The following is an 18098-nucleotide window of genomic DNA, read 5'->3' on the forward strand; positions in this document are numbered from 1 at the left end:
CGCATCAGCATCTTGTGGATAGAAAATACATGACATTTACCTGATCCAGATTGTTGGATCGGGTATTTATCCTACCTTTGTGATGCTATGGATGCTAAAAGTAAAGATAAGGCATTAACCAACCAAGAACGCCTCTTAATCTTCAATGAGGTGTTCTTGGTTTTTTTTTGTTTACATAATACACGACTAGTTAACAAACGTTTGAATGTACCGTTTGATTATCATCGAATTAGTAAATCGCAGAAGAAAGTATTGGCTCTACAAATACATGACTGAACGATTTAAAAATGAAGGAGTAAAGGGCCCTTTTTTCGGAACTGCAGCTGCTTCATCTGCTGGAAAAAAAGGTAGTCAAAAAGTGAATATCATGAATTAAGGTCAAAATGTTTCATATAATCTTTGTGAATTGGTAAATTAGTTAGGGGGTATATAGCTAACAAATAGAATGTTTTCCAACAAGAACATAGGTAATTTTAAGTCATAAAATGCCTGGATTTTACGAAAATTCAGTTTTTTTATTTATCGTCAAAATAAAAGACAGAATTATCAGACTCTTTTTTGGAGCGATAAATAACAAAAATTACAGGTGAGTGATGTGAAAAAATTAACAGAACGCCTGTAACAGCGCGATTTAGCGGTTAACGGCTAGTTTATAATGATTATATATAACTGGATGAGGGTATATTTAATGTCAAAATTGCGTTTTTATTTTTAGTGTTTTCATTTCTCGTTTTAATCTATTTGTAAAAAAAATCAAATAAAGTAATCCTTAGATTTTTACTACGTTGAGTGAAAATATTTTGGCTACTAAAAACTGAAGAACAAAAAAATGAGGAGCGTGAATTTGTGAACAAGGTATTAATTCTCACAAAAAACATATTAGCGGAGCAGCAGATGCAAAGCCAACTACAATTATTGAACTATGAGGTCTTTTGTTCAACTGACATTTATCAAAGTCACAAGAATATGGCAGTTTTTTCATACTTCCCAGTGATCATGTTAAGTGAAACCATTGCTGATTTAGAGGTGGCAGATGTTGTTACCTTAATCAATACACAACAGAGCTTAGTGATTCGATTGACTGATACGATCTATTCTGAAGAAGAGCAAGCACTATTGAAGGAAAAAGGAGTTTCTGGCTGGTTATCAAAATCTTATTCAAGTACGATGATCCGCGAAAGCTTGGTTCTATTGCAAAATAACTTTTTCCACACTGTTCCTGGAAGCTTCCGGGCTGTTCAAAGCTATAATAGTGATCCGTTTGTGTCAGGTTCATTGGAACGTGTGCGATTCTCTAAGACAGAAAAACGCCTGTTTCAGCTTTTGATTGAGCATCAGCGGGAAACTTTGTCTCGCAAGGAAATCTGTGCAGCGCTTTGGCGCGATGGCGAAACGAGCTCGAATCAGTCTCAGCTATCTTGTATCGTAGCAAAAATCAAAAGCAAGCTAAAAGCAGCTGGCTACGAAGGCGAGACCTTGATTACTAGATGGGGTAAGGGCTACACACTGGATACAATGTTTTGTCAGTTCTTACAAACAAATCAGGCCGCTAACGTGACAGATCAGCTTGTCCAAAAAACACCCGAGCTTGACCAGACAGCAGCCGTTTAATAAATTAAGACGTGTTTAGCTGAATAATTTATAATAGTAGGAAAACCTTAATCGTCAGTGGTTAAGGTTTTTTTGCGTGCAGGAATCTGACAAAAAGGGCGACTCAATAGGACGCTTAGTCAGCTGTTTTGTGGTAAACTAAACGGGAATGGAGTGAGTGAGTTTGGATAATTATAGTTACCCAATCGATCCTGACTGGAGTCGCGAAGAAATGGTGGCAGTGATCGATTTTCTTAACTTAGTGGAACAAGCCAATGAAGGCGGCGTGGAGACAGCGGTCTTTTTAGCCGGCTATCAGAAATTTAAACAAGTGATTCGCAGCATTGGCGAAGAAAAGAAAATCGGCCGGGAATTTGAAGCGGCCAGCGGCTACTCGCTTTACCGCACGGTACAAGCAGCCAAACAGGAATCGAAAAAACGATTGAAATTAAGTTAAACCAACTAACTAGAGAAATCGGACATATATAGATGCCAGTTCTACTTTTCGCAGTCTTTAATGGATGGTCATCAAATATGAAGCTAGCAACAAAATCAGGCGCGAGGCCCATAGTAGAATGGTATGCGTGCTAAGAATCAGATTTATTTTTTGGAAAAAAATAATTACCTTAAAACGAAGTAGGAGGACATTATGGAAAAAGAGATTATTCAGTGGATTTATGAAGCGGGAGAGAAGATCAAGGCGGCGTTAAAGGAAGATGCATTGCAGGTGGACCACAAATCTGGTCGTACCGACATTGTGACCAACGTGGATAAGGAAATTCAAGATTTCCTTGTTGGCAAGATCGAAGCCTTTGATCCTGATGCCAAGATTTTAGGAGAAGAAAATGGACAGGACACGACGCCGATTGATAAAGGGCGGGTTTTCGTGATTGATCCGATTGACGGTACCTTGAATTTTGTTTATCAAAAGGAAAACTTCTGTATTATGATCGCTGTTTATGAAGAAGGCGTGGGTCAGCTGGGCTTTATTTATGACGTGATGCGAGACGATCTGTTCTGGGGCGGTCCTCTGGTAGACGCAGTTTATCATAATGAAGAGAAGATTTCGGCTCCGGCCAACAAAAAGCTGGAGGAAGGTTTGCTGGGTGTGGGCGTTTCGATTTATGCCAATAATTTCCAGCATACTAAAGACATCGGCGTGCAAACCATGGGCGTTCGGGTGCTGGGTTGTGCCGGATTGGACTTTATTGCTATCTTGAAGGGGACGCAAATTGGTTACCTGAGTTTGTTGAGTCCGTGGGATTATGCGGCAGGCAGTATCATGATGAATTACTTCGGTATGCCTACCTGCGGCGCGGATAATCAGCCTTTGAGCTTCTCTGGTCGCGAGTATTTTAGAGGCCTGACACCGGCTGCAATGGAGCAGGCAAAAGAGTACAAAAATTGAAAAGTATAAGTTTTCTGAAAAAATGAAAATGTTTTACTAACAATTCACCCGAATATCTGCTATAATGGCTTGTCGAGTGACTTGTTACAAGAAAAGGAGCAATTTATAGTGAATTACAGAAATGATATCCGTAACGTTGCAATTATCGCCCATGTCGATCACGGGAAAACAACGTTAGTGGATGAAATGTTGAAACAATCAGATACGTTAGACAGCCACGTAAGCTTACAGGAACGGGCAATGGATTCAAATGCGTTGGAAAAAGAACGCGGCATTACCATTCTTGCTAAAAATACAGCAGTAAACTACAAAGATTATAAAATCAACATTATGGACACACCAGGACACGCGGACTTCGGCGGCGAAGTTGAACGGATTATGAAAATGGTAGACGGCGTACTATTAGTAGTCGATGCCTACGAAGGCACAATGCCTCAAACACGTTTTGTATTGAAAAAAGCGTTGGAACAACATTTGATTCCAATCGTAGTGGTAAACAAAATTGACAAACCTTCTGCACGTCCAGAAGCAGTTGTTGATGAAGTATTAGAATTGTTTATCGAATTAGGTGCTGATGACGATCAATTGGACTTCCCAGTAATCTACACTTCAGCAATCAACGGAACGTCTAGCTTGTCTGACGATCCTGCAGACCAACAAGATACTATGGTTCCAATTTTTGACACCATTATTGAAAAAATTCCTGCACCGGTTGACAACAGCGATGATCCATTGCAATTCCAAGTTTCTTTATTGGATTACAATGACTACGTTGGTCGTATCGGGATTGGTCGTATTTTCCGCGGAAAAATCAGCGTCGGTGACCAAGTGTCATTGATTAAATTAGACGGCACAATCAAGAATTTCCGTGTTACTAAAATCTTCGGTTTCTTTGGTTTGAAACGCTTGGAAGTCCAAGAAGCTAAAGCCGGCGATTTGATTGCTTTGTCAGGGATGGAAGATATCTTCGTTGGGGAAACAGTTACACCTGTAGACCATCAAGATGCGTTGCCAATCCTGCACATTGACGAACCTACTTTGCAAATGACTTTCTTGACCAACAACTCACCATTCGCTGGTCGCGAAGGTAAATATGTTACTTCTCGTAAAATTGAAGAACGTTTGATGTCTGAATTGCATACCGATGTTTCTTTACGTGTGGAACCGACTGACTCTCCAGATGCTTGGGTTGTTTCTGGCCGTGGGGAATTGCATTTGTCTATCATGATCGAAAACATGCGTCGTGAAGGCTATGAATTGCAAGTATCTCGTCCTGAAGTTATTGAACGTATGGTTGAAGGCGTCCGTTGCGAACCATTTGAATTGGTTCAAATCGATACTCCTGAAGAATATATGGGTAGTGTAATTGAAGCTTTGGGTCAACGTAAAGCAGAAATGCAAGACATGATCCATTCTGGTAATGGTCAAGTTCGTTTGGTCTTCTTAGCTCCAGCTCGTGGTTTGATCGGATTCACTACTGAATTCTTATCAATGACTCGCGGCTACGGCATCATGAACCACACCTTTGATCAATACTTGCCAAAAATCCAAGGTCACTTAGGCGGCCGTCGTAACGGCGTGTTGGTTTCTGTTGACAACGGTAAAGCGACTACTTACTCAATCATGAGTGTAGAAGAACGTGGTACAGTCTTTGTTGCACCTGGTACTGAAGTTTATGAAGGTATGATCGTCGGCGAAAGCAGCCGTGATAAGGACCTTGGCGTAAACATCACGAAAGCAAAACAAATGACCAACGTTCGTTCAGCCAATAAAGACCAAACGTCTGTCATCAAAAAACCTCGTACTTTATCATTGGAAGAATCATTAGAATTCTTGAACGATGACGAATATTGCGAAATTACACCAGAAAGCATTCGTTTGCGTAAACAAATCTTGAACAAAGCAGAACGCGAAAAAGCTGCGAAGAAAAACAAAGCGATTGAAGCGTAAAGTTTAAATAATGAAGGGAGCTCCTGACTATGCGGTCAGGGGTTCTTTTTTCGTATATGCAATAATATAGACTATTGTTTTAAATACTATAGAATGCTAATATTTAATGAGAATATTTTGAGTTATAGGAGGGTTAATATTGTCCAGCGGCTATTACAACTTATATTTAGATGAGTGTTTGCATATTGATGATACTACTAAAGAAAAAGTATACGGGATAGTAGGTATCATTGTTAATAAATCTGAACTAACAAATGTTAGACATGAGTTAGGTGACTTAAAAATTCGTATCTGGGAGAATGAGCTTCGTGCGGCAGAGGCAAAAAATGTAGTTCTCCACGCTGCAGAAATATATAGGTCGAATAGAAAAGGAAAGGTTAAAAATATAAATTATTCTATTTTTAGAAGCAATAGTAAGCTGCGAGAGGTCTTCAATGGTGTCACTGACATAATAGAGAAAAATAATTTAGCTATTATCGGATGTGTAGCTAACCTTACAACACTTTCAAGCAGGTATAAAATGAAAACGGATAATTATATAGGTGATTCAATTTGTATGAATAAGATCATAAATAATTTTGCCTGTTTTTTGAAGTGTCACAATGCTAAAGGAAGCATTATCTTTGAAAGCCGAGCAACATCGACTCATCACGGGGCTGATAGCAAACTAAAAAAACAGTTCTATAAAATTATGGCACACGGAACTACAATATATAAACCAATTGAGCTTCAGGATGTAATTGAATCAATTAGTTTTGTCAAAAAGCAGGAGAACGAAGCAGGTTTGCAGATATCTGATTTCATCATCCAACCTTTTATTTTTAATTTTTGTGGAATAAAGCAGAAAAAGCCTAATATCTATCAGCGAATCAGAAAACAAAGATATTCTGGCGGTAAAGAGCTTGGAGGAACTGAATCTGGAATTTTTGGGGTTACTTACGTGAAATAGATAGGTTGACAAAGGTTTTTTTTGGATATAATATATAATTATCAGGTACGGACAAGATTAACTTCTTATGTCTTCGGACAATCGTACACTGGCTTTATATGATGTATTAAGGGTGTCAGTTTTGGAATATTCTAAAACTGCATGATTGAGTTCATGTCGTCACCCACTTAAGTGTTGAGAGGGATGTCACATGATATCCTTCTCTTTTTTTATATCTTTGGACAAATTTTATGGATGCAACTCCATAAATTTGAGGACGCCACCCACATTTTGAATGTATTTGATGAAGATACTGAATTGATGAGCACAGAAGTAGATATTTTAGCAGCGATTAACAGTTAGAGAACAATCAAGAAACCATAGACCAGAAAATGGTAACGAGTACATAGCAGGAGGAAGATGATTATGGATATGAATAAGGCGAAGATGATTAATGATGCCGTACTATCTACTGTGGAGAGGAAAGCTCAAGAGCGTGGAGCTGACATAAAAGCTGAGAAAATCGCTTTGAATCTGCTGAAAGAAGGTCTACCGATTGATTTGATTGTAAAAACAACTGGCTTAACAGTTGAAGAGATAAAAGAGATTCAAGATCACTTGACGCAATAACAGGTGGAAAAGAAATTCACTGGTTAAATAATACGAGGATGATTGAGCATAGAAGTTTCTAATTGGGAAGTTAGCCCAAACTGAAACTTCAATGCTCTTTTTTTAATAAGTGGGAAACTAATAATCATTCAATATTAACAAGATAATAATATCGCAAATGAAATTACTGTTCCAACCTCCTATTTGATAACTCCCAAAACCCATAATATCCACAGCCACCACAGGGCATTACATTTCAATAACAAGAGAGACACCGATCAGAAGTCCTCATTTACTATTGTGAGGTCAATATAAGAGTAACCGCGACCAAAGTGGTAAAACGGTTTGAAGCAAATATCGCTGTTTTAATGCCGTTTTTGTTATGTTTCACAAAGTGATTTTGTTTCATATTCGTTGGTGGAACCAATTGCGGAATGAACAGTTTTCAGAGGATTTTTCGGGTTTGTCATCTGCTTGTAATATTCGCTGCCTGTGTACAAGTGGAAAAACCGAACAAAGAATTTAATTAAAGCTTAGATGCTCCTTTTTTTCTCCTTTTTGCTTTTTTTCTGTGCTATAATATTGAAACTAAGGATAGGAGGGAAGCAAAATGGAACCTATTTCTTCTGATTTTGCCGTAAAAATATTGAATGATGATGCCCTGCGCATCAAGCTTCTGATTCAAAATCAACACAATAGTTTGTGTATTTCGCAGTGTAAGGCGTTCGAAGAAGTTGTTGATACACAAATGTACGGCTTCTCGCGTCAAGTATTCTTCGCTGAACGGATTGGTATTCTTAATAAAGGAGAAGGCCAACAGATGTTAAGCGATTTAGAAGCAGAGTTGAACCGTTTATACACTGAGTTGTATGAAAACCGTCAAGAAACTAATGAAACTAGCAAGGAGGCATAATCCTTGCCGAAGTCCAAGATAAGAAAGCGTCACTTTTTAGATTACAGTATTTTGATTCCGTATTTAATATTATCCGTTGTCGGATTGATTTTTGTTTATAGTTCTACCTCTTATCTTCAGATTGTTCAAGGTTACGACCCGACTTCTTACGTGAAGAACCAGTCGATTTTTTGGCTGCTAAGTCTGGTCGTTATCATCTTAATGTACAAAATGAAAACAGATGTCTTAAAAAGCCAGCAATTGATTGTCTTTGCGACCTTAGTCATTTTTGTATTATTGATTCTGACACCGTTTATCGGTGAAGAGGTCAACGGGGCCAAGGGTTGGCTGGATTTCTTTGGTTTCAGCTTGCAGCCGGCCGAGTATTTGAAGATTATGGTGGTTTGGTATTTGGCTTACATATTATCCAAGCGCCAGGAAACAATACAAGATAATTTTTGGGCTGATATGAAACGTCCAATGCTTTTGGTATTTCTCATGGTGTTTCTGGTGGTGATTCAACCGGACATGGGGAATGCGGCGATTATTACTCTGCTGGCGGTGATTTTATTGCTGGCTAGTGGGGTTAATTGGTTTTACACCGTGGTGATTGGCGGTGCGGGTGTCGGCCTGAGTGTAATAGCGATTGAGTTTTTGAGTCATTTTGGTCAGTACATCGTTCCACAACGTTTTCAATATATTGTCAGTCGTTTTGCTGTCTTTAAGAATCCCTTTATGGATGAATTGAATCAAGGGCATCAGTTAGCTAACGGCTATTACGCCATGTTTAATGGTGGCTGGTTCGGTCGCGGACTAGGCAATAGTATTGAGAAGAAAGGCTTTTTAAGTGAAGCTCATACCGACTTTATCTTCGCCATTGTGGCAGAAGAGGTTGGGTTAATTGGTGCGTTGGTCATTTTGGGTCTGTTGATCTTTATGATTATACGTATCTTTCTAGTTGGTATCCGATCGAAGAAACCTTTCAATTCGTTGATTTGTATTGGGATCGGAAGTCTATTTTTATTACAGGTTTTTATTAATCTTGGTGGTTTGCTAGGTTTGATTCCATTGACTGGGATTACCTTCCCGTTTTTAAGTCAAGGTGGGAACAGCCTATTAGTTTTGTCTGTTGGTGTCGCATTTGCCTTAAATGTCAGTGCCGATGAAAAACGGACGAAGCTTGCAATAGAATATGAATATTTGAAAAGTCAGGAGTGAAGTTAATGAAAAAAGTTTTGGTGGCCAATCGTGGTGAGATCGCAACAAGAATTTTCCGTGCTTGCAGCGAGTTAAATATTCAAACAGTCGGAATCTTCGCACAAGAGGATACGTACTCAGTGCATCGCTTTAAAGCGGACGAAGCCTATTTGGTAGGCGAAGGGAAAAAGCCGATTGATGCGTATTTAGACATCGAAGATATTATTCGTGTGGCTAAAGAAGCTGGGGCAGATGCCATCCATCCGGGATATGGATTTTTATCTGAAAATCTTGAATTCGCTACCCGCTGTCAAGAAGAAGGCCTGACTTTTGTGGGACCATCTTTGCATCACCTAGATATTTTTGGTGATAAAATCAAAGCGAAAACAGCGGCCTTGGATGCTGGTATTTCTTCTATTCCTGGTTCCGATGGCCCAGTGTCATCGATTGATGATGTGTTGGCTTTTGGCGAGTCTCACGGCTATCCTGTCATGATCAAAGCGGCATTAGGCGGCGGGGGTCGCGGCATGCGGGTGGCTCATGATGAAAAAGAAGCCCGTGAAGGCTACGAACGTGCAAAAAGCGAGGCTAAAGCAGCATTCGGCAGCGACGAAGTGTACGTGGAAAAATACGTTGGCAATCCAAAACATATTGAAGTCCAAATTTTAGGGGACAGCCATGGCAACGTGCTGCATTTATTTGAACGGGATTGTTCCGTGCAGCGTCGTCACCAAAAAGTAGTTGAGGTTGCGCCATGTCTTTCTCTAAGCGACAAGCAACGGGAAGATATTTGTAATGCGGCAGTTCAATTAATGAAGCATGTTGGCTATATCAATGCCGGTACAGTGGAATTTTTGGTTGAAGGCGACGAATTCTATTTCATCGAAGTAAATCCTCGGGTCCAAGTAGAACACACCATTACCGAAATGATTACCGGTGTCGATATTGTGACCACGCAGTTATTAATTGCCCAAGGCAAAGATTTGCATAAAGAAATCGGCTTGCCAACCCAAGACCAGGTTAAAATGAACGGTTCTGCGATCCAATGCCGGATTACTACTGAAGATCCGTTGAACGGCTTTATGCCGGATACTGGCAAGATCGATACTTATCGTTCTCCAGGTGGATTTGGCGTTCGTTTGGACGTCGGGAATGCTTATGCGGGTGCTGTGGTTACGCCTCACTTTGACTCATTATTGGTAAAAGTGTGCACCCACGCCTTGACCTTTGATCAAACGATCCAAAAAATGCAGCGTTGTCTGCGTGAATTCCGGATTCGCGGGGTGAAAACCAACATTTCATTTATGAACAATGTGATCAGTCATCCAGTCTTCCAAAGCGGCGATGCCAAAACAACTTTCATTGACAATACTCCTGAATTGTTCGAGTTTCCACGGGTAAGAGACCGCGGCAACAAGACGATGCGTTATATTTCTGAAATTACCATCAACGGGTTCCCAGGCATTGAGAAGGAGAAAAAGAAATTCTTCGAAGCACCTCGTATGCCTAAAGACCTGGAAGTAAAAAATATTGAAACAGCGAAACAAGTGCTGGACACTAAAGGCCCTGAAGCCGTGGCGGAATGGGTGAAGAAACAAGAGAATGTGTTGCTAACTGATACAACCTTCCGTGATGCTCATCAAAGCTTGTTGGCAACGCGAGTTCGTACCAACGATTTCGTGAAGATTGCTGAAGCAACTGGCGAAGCGATGCCGGAATTATTCTCCAGCGAAATGTGGGGCGGCGCGACCTTTGACGTGGCTTACCGTTTCCTAAGCGAAGATCCTTGGAAACGATTGAAGCTGTTGCGCAAAGCGATGCCGAATACCTTGCTGCAAATGTTATTCCGCGGCTCAAATGCGGTTGGTTACTCCAACTATCCAGACAACGTGCTGGAAGAGTTCATTAAAGAAGCGGCTCATAAAGGGATTGATGTCTTCCGTATTTTCGACAGCTTGAACTGGATTCCGCAAATGGAAAAAAGTATTCAATTTGTGCGGGATGCTGGCAAGATTGCCGAAGCAGCGATCTGCTACACTGGGGACATTTTAGATGACAATCGTCCTAAATATAACGTACAATACTATAAAGATATGGCTAAGGAACTAGAAGCAACTGGGGCTCATATTATTGCGATTAAGGATATGGCTGGTTTGTTGAAACCACAGGCAGCTTATCGTTTAATCAGTGAGCTGAAGGCTACTACCGATCTGCCAATTCATTTGCATACCCATGATACAGCTGGTAACGGCATTATCACTTGCTCAGCTGCGGTTGAAGCCGGTGTGGATATTGTGGATGTGGCGATGAGTGCTATGAGTGGTGCAACGAGTCAACCAAGTATGAGCAGCTTGTACTATGCGCTGCAAAACGAAGGAAGAACACCAGATCTTGACCTGGCAAATGTCCGTCAGCTGAACCATTACTGGGAAGATGTGCGTCCGTATTACCGTGGCTTTGAAAACGGGATTGTGGCGGCTCAGACCGAAGTGTATCAACACGAAATGCCTGGTGGACAATACTCCAACCTACAGCAGCAAGCCAAAGCTGTCGGTCTTGGCGATCGCTGGGATGAAATTAAAGAAGTTTATCATAATGTAAATATGATGTTTGGCGATATTGTTAAAGTAACGCCTTCTTCAAAAGTTGTCGGTGACATGGCCTTGTTCATGGTGCAAAACGACTTAACGGAACAAGACATTTACGATCGCGGCGAAGAATTAAGCTATCCAGATTCTGTGATCAGCTTCTTCCAAGGGGATTTAGGTCAGCCAGTTGGCGGCTTCCCGGAAAAACTGCAAAAAATCATTTTACAAGGTCGTCCGGCTTTGACGGAACGTCCAGGCAAATTTGCTAAACCAGTTGATTTTGCGGAAGTTAAAGCAGAATTAGCGGAATTAATCGGCTTTGAACCAAGTAAAACCGATGTCTTAAGCTACTTGATGTATCCGCAGGTATTCTTGGATTACCAAAAATCTTACGCCCAATTTGGCGATGTAACGCTGTTAGACACACCAACCTTCTTTGCTGGTATGCGTCTGGGCGAAACTATCAATGTCCAAATCGAAAAAGGCAAGATCTTGATCATTCGCCTTGATGAAATTGGTGAACCGGATATCGAAGGCAATCGTACCTTGTTCTTCAACTTGAACGGTCAACGTCGTGAAATCAACGTTAAAGACACCTCAATTAAGAGCACAGTTCAAGCCAAACGCAAAGCGGAACCAACCAATCGGGAACAAATCGGCGCGACCATGTCTGGTTCGGTCTTGAAGGTTTTAGTGAAAAAAGGCGACACTGTCGAAAAAGGTCAGCCATTAATGGTGACTGAAGCTATGAAGATGGAAACCTCGATTGATGCCCGCTTTGATGGCGTCGTTGAGCATATTTATGTGGAAGAAGGCGAAGGCATTTCTTCTGGTGATTTATTAATAGAAGTAACAGAAAAATAGGAGGGTAGCGTCGTGAAAAGAGTCTTAGGCTTCCTGAGTATCTTCATCGTTGTTTTGATCGGGTATTATGTGCAGCCAATTCTCTTTCCACCCGATACCACCAGTTCGCCGGTCGAGCCGAGTGCTCGACCGGCTAAACGTAATTCTCTGAAACATGAGACGGTGGCAACTGCTGGCTGTGCTCAATATATCGGCCTGCCGATTAGTGAAGTCGAGATGGATCTTGGTCCGCCGACGAAAATCGAGCTTAGCGGCTTTCTTTTTGAAATGCGAACCTATCCGATTGAGGGCGGTCTGCTGCAGGCGAATGTCGTAGACGGCGTGATTACCGCTTTAAAGGTAATGGGGGAAGAAAACAAAGAGTCGCCCTTTGAATTTGGTATGTCTAATGGAGACTTGGCTGAACAGATGACCTTGTCTTCTAATTTTGCGGTGAATTACAACGATGAACCGATTGATATTGAATTGACGGAAGACGACATGCGTTTTCGGCCTTTGATTGCCTTTGACAATGGTACTTTTGCGGTTCCTTTTTTTGATGGAGCCAACGAGGAGCTGTTTGCGGTGGCCTATTTGGACGTTGAGACCTTGCTGCGGGTGATGCCGTACCATATTTACAGCGGCAATCCTCTGTCTTTCCAGTCCCAAGAGAATAATTTTGACTGGGAACAGGTCAATCAGCAAAAAGAGCTGCAGGTAATGGAGCTGGTGAATGTCTATCGGTCCTTCCAAAAAATGCCGCCGCTGGAAACCAGTACGGCGATTGCCGCAGACAGCGAAGCAATGTTAGCGGACTTTTTAGCCCAGCCGCAAAGTGTACTGTCGCGGGATCGTCAGGATGAATGGGCCACTAATTCCGAGGCCCATGCGGGGAATTTTTCTTTCAGTTTGCGGGACAAGGAATTCCAAAATCTGGCGAAAAAGCAAGAGGTGAATCAGGAAACTGGTTTGTTTTACTCGCCGGTGATTGATCCTTGGTTCAGTTTATTCAGCTGGATCAGCCAGGAACGCTGGGCGGATCGTCTTTTGGAAGAGGGAGATTATCAACTGGGCGTTGCATTTAACCAGCAAAATGTGCTAGTCTTGTTACAGGAACTAGAACAAACGGAGGAAAGTGACGAACGTTGATTATAAATGAAGCATTATTTTCCTTGGAGGATCAAACCCTCCACCTGATTGACTGCGTAAAAAACAGCCAAGTCTTTCAAAATTATTTGCTGAAGAGGAAACAAATGGACGCTTGTCCTGAGGTTCAAGCCTTGAAGCGCCAGTTTTTAACCGAAAAGGAACGTTTTGAACGGGTGGCTGACTACGGGAAATTTGCCCCGGATTACAGCGAGAAGCAAAGAAATGCCCGCCGTGCCAAACGGGCGATGGATTTGAATCAAAAGGTAGCCGAATTTCGGCTAGCAGAAACTGATCTGCAACGCTTATTGGATGAAATCAGTCAGACACTTGCACAAACGGTCTCACCGGATATTAAGGTGGATGCCGGCAATCCGTTTTTTGAAACAGGCAATCATCATTGTAAGGGGAATTGTCATGGATAATAAAGAATTTACAGTACAAAAAAGACGGGGAATCGTCGTTTGGGTCTATTCGCTGAAGCAGTTAAAAACCTTAAAGCGCTACGGCTTGATTCACTATGTTTCCCGCAAAATGAAATACGTTGTCTTATACGTGAATGAAGAGGCTTTAGAAGAGGCGGAAGAAAAACTCAGCGCGCTGCATTTTGTGCGCCAAGTCGAACGCTCTTATCGTCCAGATGTGGAAATGAATTTCGCGGACCGGATCGGTACGAAAGCTGCGTATCAAGTGAAAGACGAAGAAGAATTGGACGTAGTAGAGGCGAATACGAAAATACGATTGGCTGAGACGGTTTAAGGTTGAAGGCTTGGCAAACTCGCTGAGTATGTGAAGCCGGACAACGCTAACACTGTTCTAACTGAGCGTAAAAACCTTATAGTTTCTTTACGGTCTAAAAAAAGATGAAAAATGTCTGATTTGATCAAACATTTTTCATCTTTTTCTTTTATAATAAATTACAGGTTTGCGAATTAGTAGAAATTTACCAGCAGATTGCGTATGATGAGTAAGCAATCTGATAAAGAAAGGATACCTAGCGATGCGAGTGGTAGCAGGAGAATTTGGTGGTCGGAAATTAAAAACCTTGCCAGGAAAAACGACTCGGCCAACAACTGATAAAGTAAAAGGCGCTATGTTTAATATGATTGGCCCTTATTTTTCCGGAGGTAATGTGCTGGATTTGTTTGCCGGCAGCGGCTCACTGGCGATTGAAGCGGTGTCCCGCGGCATGGAGCAGGCTTTTTTAGTGGAAAAAAACTTCCGTGCTATGTCGGTGATTAAAGAAAATGTCGCCATGACCAAGCAGGAAGACAGCTTTCATTTGATGCAGATGTCCGCCAACATGGCGATCCAGCAATTAAGTGAGCAAAAAGTTCTTTTTGATTTGATCTTACTGGACCCGCCTTATGCGGAGCAGGAGATTGCCAAGCAGCTGAAGGCTTTGGTGCGGGAAGAACTAGTCGCTCCAGATGCGATTGTGATTTGCGAAACGGACAAGACGGTGGAACTGCCGGAGACGATCGATCAGTTTGTGCAAAGGAAGCGTCAGGTTTATGGCTTGAGTGCAGTAACCATTTATGATTGGGAGGCGGAATAGATGAAACGAATTGCCCTTTTTCCCGGCAGCTTTGATCCGTTAACGATGGGCCATCTGGATACTATCGAACGGGGAGCCAAGCTGTTTGATGAATTGATTATCGGCGTTTTTGTCAATACGACCAAGAAAAGTCTTTTTACCGGTGAGGAACGTTTGGCATTAGTGAAAGCCTCGGTTGCTCATATCGAAAATGTACGGGTCATCACCCAAGCTCAGAAGCTGACGGTTGAGGTTGCTGAAGAGCTGGGTGCCAAGTTTTTACTGCGCGGGATTCGCAGTGTGAAGGATTACGAGTATGAAAAGGAAATTGCCCTGATGAATCGTCATTTGGACAATCATTTGGAAAGTGTTTTTCTGCTGGCTGCACCTGAGTACAGCCATATTAGCTCCAGTATTTTAAAAGAAGTCATGATATTTGATGGGGATGTCAAAGAATACCTTCCTCAGCCTGTATACGAAGCCTTAGAAAAGAAGCGTGAACAAATTGAAAAATAAAAAAGCCCCTATAAAGAAGCTGCTGCTGATCTTCGGGATCATCCTTTTTGCAGCCTGCATGATTGTACCGATTCCTTATTATGTGGAACAGCCTGGTGCAACAATTGATTTGAAGGATTTAATCACTGTAAATAAAGAAAAAGATGACGATGCTGGCTCCTTTAGTTTGACCTCGGTGGGTATTCGACAGGCGACGGCTTTTAGTGCCCTAATTGCTCATTTCAAGCCCTTTGAAGATGTGGTTTCAGCCGATGAATTAACTGGCGGCTCTACCAATGAGGAATACGAGCAAATGCAGCAGTTTTACATGGAGTCTTCGCAAAATGCGGCGATTGAACAAGCCTTGAAGTTAGCCGATAAACCTTATGAGCTGGAATACAAAGGGGTTTATGTGCTGGGGGTAGAAAAGACCTCGAACTTTTTCAATGAAGTGAGTGTCGGTGATACAGTTACCCAAGTGGACGGCAAGTCTTTCACCAGCAGCCAGGAATTTATGGAATACGTAAAAAGCCAGAAGGTCGGCCAAAAGGTTACCATTACCTTTACCCACGATGGCGAAACTAAAGAAGCCACTGAAAAACTGATTGAATTACCAAGCGACAAGAAACCAGGAATCGGGATTACTTTAACCGATCATACCGAGATTAAATCGGATGAAAATATCGACATTAATGCCGGAAATATCGGCGGTCCATCTGCTGGCCTGATGTTTACGCTGGAAATTTACGAACAGTTAGTTGGTAAAGATATTCGTCATGGCGAAAATATCGCTGGAACGGGAACGATCAGCTCTGATGGGACAGTTGGCCGGATCGGCGGGATCGATAAGAAGGTTGCCAGCGCTGTGGAAAGCGGCGCGAAGGTCTTCTTTGCACCTGATGATGAAATCACCGACGAAATGAAGGAAGTTGAACCGGATATCAAGACCAATTACCAAGAAGCCAACGCGGCTGCTAAGAAAATTGGGACCGATATGAAGATTGTCCCGGTGAAAAATGTCCAGGATGCTTTGGATTATTTAGCGAAAATGAAATAGACTTTATGGAGCTATGCTGAGGTTTTTGACCAGCATAGCTCTTTTTTTTGTTAGAATGGAGAAAAAGGGAAGCAGGGATTGTATGAAAAGAATGCTGCTAGTATCAATGTTTGGGAACGTTTCTGAGATGTTGAAAGATATTGAGCCAAACTTGGCTGGTCAAACGGTTACTTATATTCCGACCGCGATTAAGGTAGAGGCGCCGGATATCTCTACCGAAATCTTCAAACGTCCGCTGGAGGAGCTGGGATTAACGGTGGAAGAGTTGGATGTTTCTACGGCTTCGCTGGAAACAATTAAGCAGACCTTGGAAAAGAATGAGCTGATTTACATCGGTGGCGGCAATACCTTTTATCTGCTGCAGGAATTACGACGAAGCGGTGCGGATCAGCTGCTGATTCAAGAGGTTAATAATGGGAAATTATATATCGGCGAGTCGGCGGGCGCAATCGTGGTCAGTCCGAATATCGGCTATTCTGCTGTGATGGACAGTGTGGAGAAGGCTCCTGATTTGAAGGATTACACAGGCCTAAACCTGATTGACTTCTACGTGGTTCCTCATTGCAAGAACCCGGAGATGGGTGAGGCGGCAGATGAAATTATTGAGACCTATTTCTCTATCTTCCAGCTGAAGGAAATTACCGATGATCAAGCCGTGCTGGTTGAGGGAGATAAGGTTAGAGTGTTGGGGAAATAGACTAAAAACCAGGAAATCACCGCGTTATGCTCGGTGGTTTCCTGGTTTTTTGTATTTATTTCGAATAATCCTTCTTGCTCAAATGATACGCTGCCAAGACACTCAAGATAGCTGCTAGTCCCAGGACTAGGAAAAAGGCTAAGTTGGAGCCTTCACCAGGAATGCCTCCTGTGTTCATGCCCCAGATACCGGTCACTAAGGCAGGAATAGAAATAATTAAGGCGGCGGAATCCAAATATTTCATCAGGTGGTTCAGATTGTTGTCCATCATATCTGAGAACAAACCGCCGACGGTTTCCAGCAAATCGCGGTAGATTTCGATTAATTGCTCAGCTCGCTGCTGACGAAACTCAATATCGTAAATCAGCTTGGGATCGTTCAATTCTTCAGCAAAATCCGTTTTTTCCCATAAGTCTTTTAAGGTTTTCGTTTGCCCCTTCAAGGTGTGATCAATGTAGACGACATCTCTTTCGGTGTCCGCCAGTTTAAACAGCTCATCATTTTTAGTGGTTTTTCTAGCCGCTTGATCCAGTTCATCAATGTTTTCTTTGATCCGCAGCAGCTCCGCAATGTAGTGGGAGTAGACCATCATGATGACGTAAGCCACCAATTTTTCAAAGCTGGTGGTTTTATCACGATATTTTTCAAACAAGCGATCGATAAATTCCGATTTTTTCTTCACGTGAGTAATCAGCATCGTGTCGGACAGGATAAAAATCAGCGGCTCCAATCTTTTTTCAATTCGATGATCGGTTTCTGAAGATAGATTGGTCACCACTAAAATATAGGCGTCCTTCAGCTTTGTGCCGTCCAACCGTTCCAGCCGGGAAACCTCTTCGGCCTGTTCAACCCCTTGAAAGATGTCATTTGGCAATTGAAAGCGTTCAATGATTTCTTCTTGTTCACCCTGAGTTAAATCCTGCAAAGCCATCCAGTTACCGTTAGCTTCGTCACTTTTTTTGATGCCATTACTTTCTGATAGCTGGTAATAATTGATCATGCCACCTTCCTCCATTTCTTTATACGTAGAATATTATGTTAACCAGTTAGTGCTGCTAGTTATCTGTCCTTACTACGATTATCTTGAAAATCCGCCGCAAGTGCAATAAATCTGTTTTTATTTGAAAAATTTACGTTTAGCGAGAAAAAATTTCCTTTTTT

Annotated in this window: 17 protein-coding genes; 16 read left to right on the top strand and 1 reads right to left on the bottom strand. The window is 42.0% G+C overall.

The genetic code is table 11. The features are described from left to right. The first annotated feature begins 846 nt into the window (after positions 1-846). The 16 genes from JZO70_RS22695 (at position 847) to JZO70_RS12730 (ending at position 16937) form a co-directional block, all read left to right on the top strand. Positions 847-1611, top strand: coding sequence for a winged helix-turn-helix domain-containing protein (locus JZO70_RS22695; protein ID WP_207673933.1), 765 nt, complete (start codon positions 847-849; stop codon positions 1609-1611). A 163-nt stretch (positions 1612-1774) separates the two neighbouring features. Continuing rightward, positions 1775-2047, top strand: coding sequence for a UPF0223 family protein (locus tag JZO70_RS12660; RefSeq protein ID WP_207673934.1), 273 nt, complete (start codon positions 1775-1777; stop codon positions 2045-2047). Between the two features lie 192 nt (positions 2048-2239). Beyond that, positions 2240-2998, top strand: a complete 759-nt coding sequence (locus tag JZO70_RS12665) for an inositol monophosphatase family protein (protein ID WP_207673935.1) — start codon at positions 2240-2242, stop codon at positions 2996-2998. 108 nt (positions 2999-3106) lie between these two features. Then, positions 3107-4948, top strand: a complete 1842-nt coding sequence (gene typA, locus JZO70_RS12670) for a translational GTPase TypA (protein ID WP_207673936.1) — start codon at positions 3107-3109, stop codon at positions 4946-4948. Positions 4949-5087: 139 nt separating this feature from the next. Beyond that, a complete protein-coding gene (locus tag JZO70_RS12675) occupies positions 5088-5897 on the top strand; it encodes a DUF3800 domain-containing protein (protein ID WP_207673937.1) in 810 nt (269 codons plus the stop codon). Between the two features lie 405 nt (positions 5898-6302). After that, complete coding sequence (locus JZO70_RS12680) at positions 6303-6506, top strand: hypothetical protein (RefSeq protein ID WP_207673938.1); 204 nt, start codon at positions 6303-6305, stop codon at positions 6504-6506. Between the two features lie 589 nt (positions 6507-7095). Continuing rightward, complete coding sequence (locus JZO70_RS12685; RefSeq protein ID WP_207673939.1) at positions 7096-7398, top strand: Fpa/YlaN family protein; 303 nt, start codon at positions 7096-7098, stop codon at positions 7396-7398. Positions 7399-7401: 3 nt separating this feature from the next. Continuing rightward, positions 7402-8595, top strand: a complete 1194-nt coding sequence (locus JZO70_RS12690) for an FtsW/RodA/SpoVE family cell cycle protein (protein ID WP_207673940.1) — start codon at positions 7402-7404, stop codon at positions 8593-8595. A gap of 5 nt (positions 8596-8600) precedes the next feature. Beyond that, a complete protein-coding gene (locus JZO70_RS12695) occupies positions 8601-12026 on the top strand; it encodes a pyruvate carboxylase (RefSeq protein WP_207673941.1) in 3426 nt (1141 codons plus the stop codon). Positions 12027-12038: 12 nt separating this feature from the next. Beyond that, positions 12039-13154, top strand: coding sequence for a CAP-associated domain-containing protein (locus tag JZO70_RS12700; protein ID WP_207673942.1), 1116 nt, complete (start codon positions 12039-12041; stop codon positions 13152-13154). Next, entirely contained in the window at positions 13151-13576 is a 426-nt protein-coding gene (locus tag JZO70_RS12705; RefSeq protein ID WP_207673943.1) for a YlbF/YmcA family competence regulator, read from the top strand. The genes JZO70_RS12700 and JZO70_RS12705 overlap by 4 nt, the downstream gene beginning before the upstream one ends. Further along, the gene (locus JZO70_RS12710; RefSeq protein WP_207674004.1) at positions 13563-13910 is read left to right on the top strand and encodes a DUF2129 domain-containing protein; all 348 of its coding nucleotides are present in this window, start codon (positions 13563-13565) and stop codon (positions 13908-13910) included. The genes JZO70_RS12705 and JZO70_RS12710 overlap by 14 nt, the downstream gene beginning before the upstream one ends. A 220-nt stretch (positions 13911-14130) precedes the next feature. Then, positions 14131-14709: a 16S rRNA (guanine(966)-N(2))-methyltransferase RsmD gene (gene rsmD / locus JZO70_RS12715; RefSeq protein ID WP_430748898.1), complete on the top strand. Its 579-nt coding sequence runs from the start codon at positions 14131-14133 to the stop codon at positions 14707-14709. Continuing rightward, on the top strand, positions 14710-15204 hold the full coding sequence (coaD, locus tag JZO70_RS12720; RefSeq protein WP_207673945.1) for a pantetheine-phosphate adenylyltransferase: 495 nt from the start codon (positions 14710-14712) through the stop codon (positions 15202-15204). After that, the gene (locus JZO70_RS12725) at positions 15194-16240 is read left to right on the top strand and encodes a SepM family pheromone-processing serine protease (protein WP_242703915.1); all 1047 of its coding nucleotides are present in this window, start codon (positions 15194-15196) and stop codon (positions 16238-16240) included. Before coaD ends, JZO70_RS12725 begins: the two co-directional genes overlap by 11 nt. Before the next feature lie 82 nt (positions 16241-16322). Then, positions 16323-16937, top strand: a complete 615-nt coding sequence (locus JZO70_RS12730; protein WP_207673946.1) for a Type 1 glutamine amidotransferase-like domain-containing protein — start codon at positions 16323-16325, stop codon at positions 16935-16937. 55 nt (positions 16938-16992) lie between these two features. Here JZO70_RS12730 and JZO70_RS12735 read toward each other — a convergent pair whose 3' ends face one another. After that, positions 16993-17937 carry a magnesium transporter CorA family protein gene (locus JZO70_RS12735; RefSeq protein ID WP_207673947.1) on the bottom strand — a complete coding sequence of 315 codons (945 nt, stop codon included), beginning with the start codon at positions 17935-17937 and terminating at the stop codon, positions 16993-16995. Positions 17938-18098 lie beyond the last annotated feature (161 nt).

Origin of the sequence: Candidatus Enterococcus moelleringii (genome assembly GCF_017377575.1) — a bacterium.
GTDB classification, from domain to species: Bacteria; Bacillota; Bacilli; order Lactobacillales; family Enterococcaceae; genus Enterococcus_A; species Enterococcus_A moelleringii.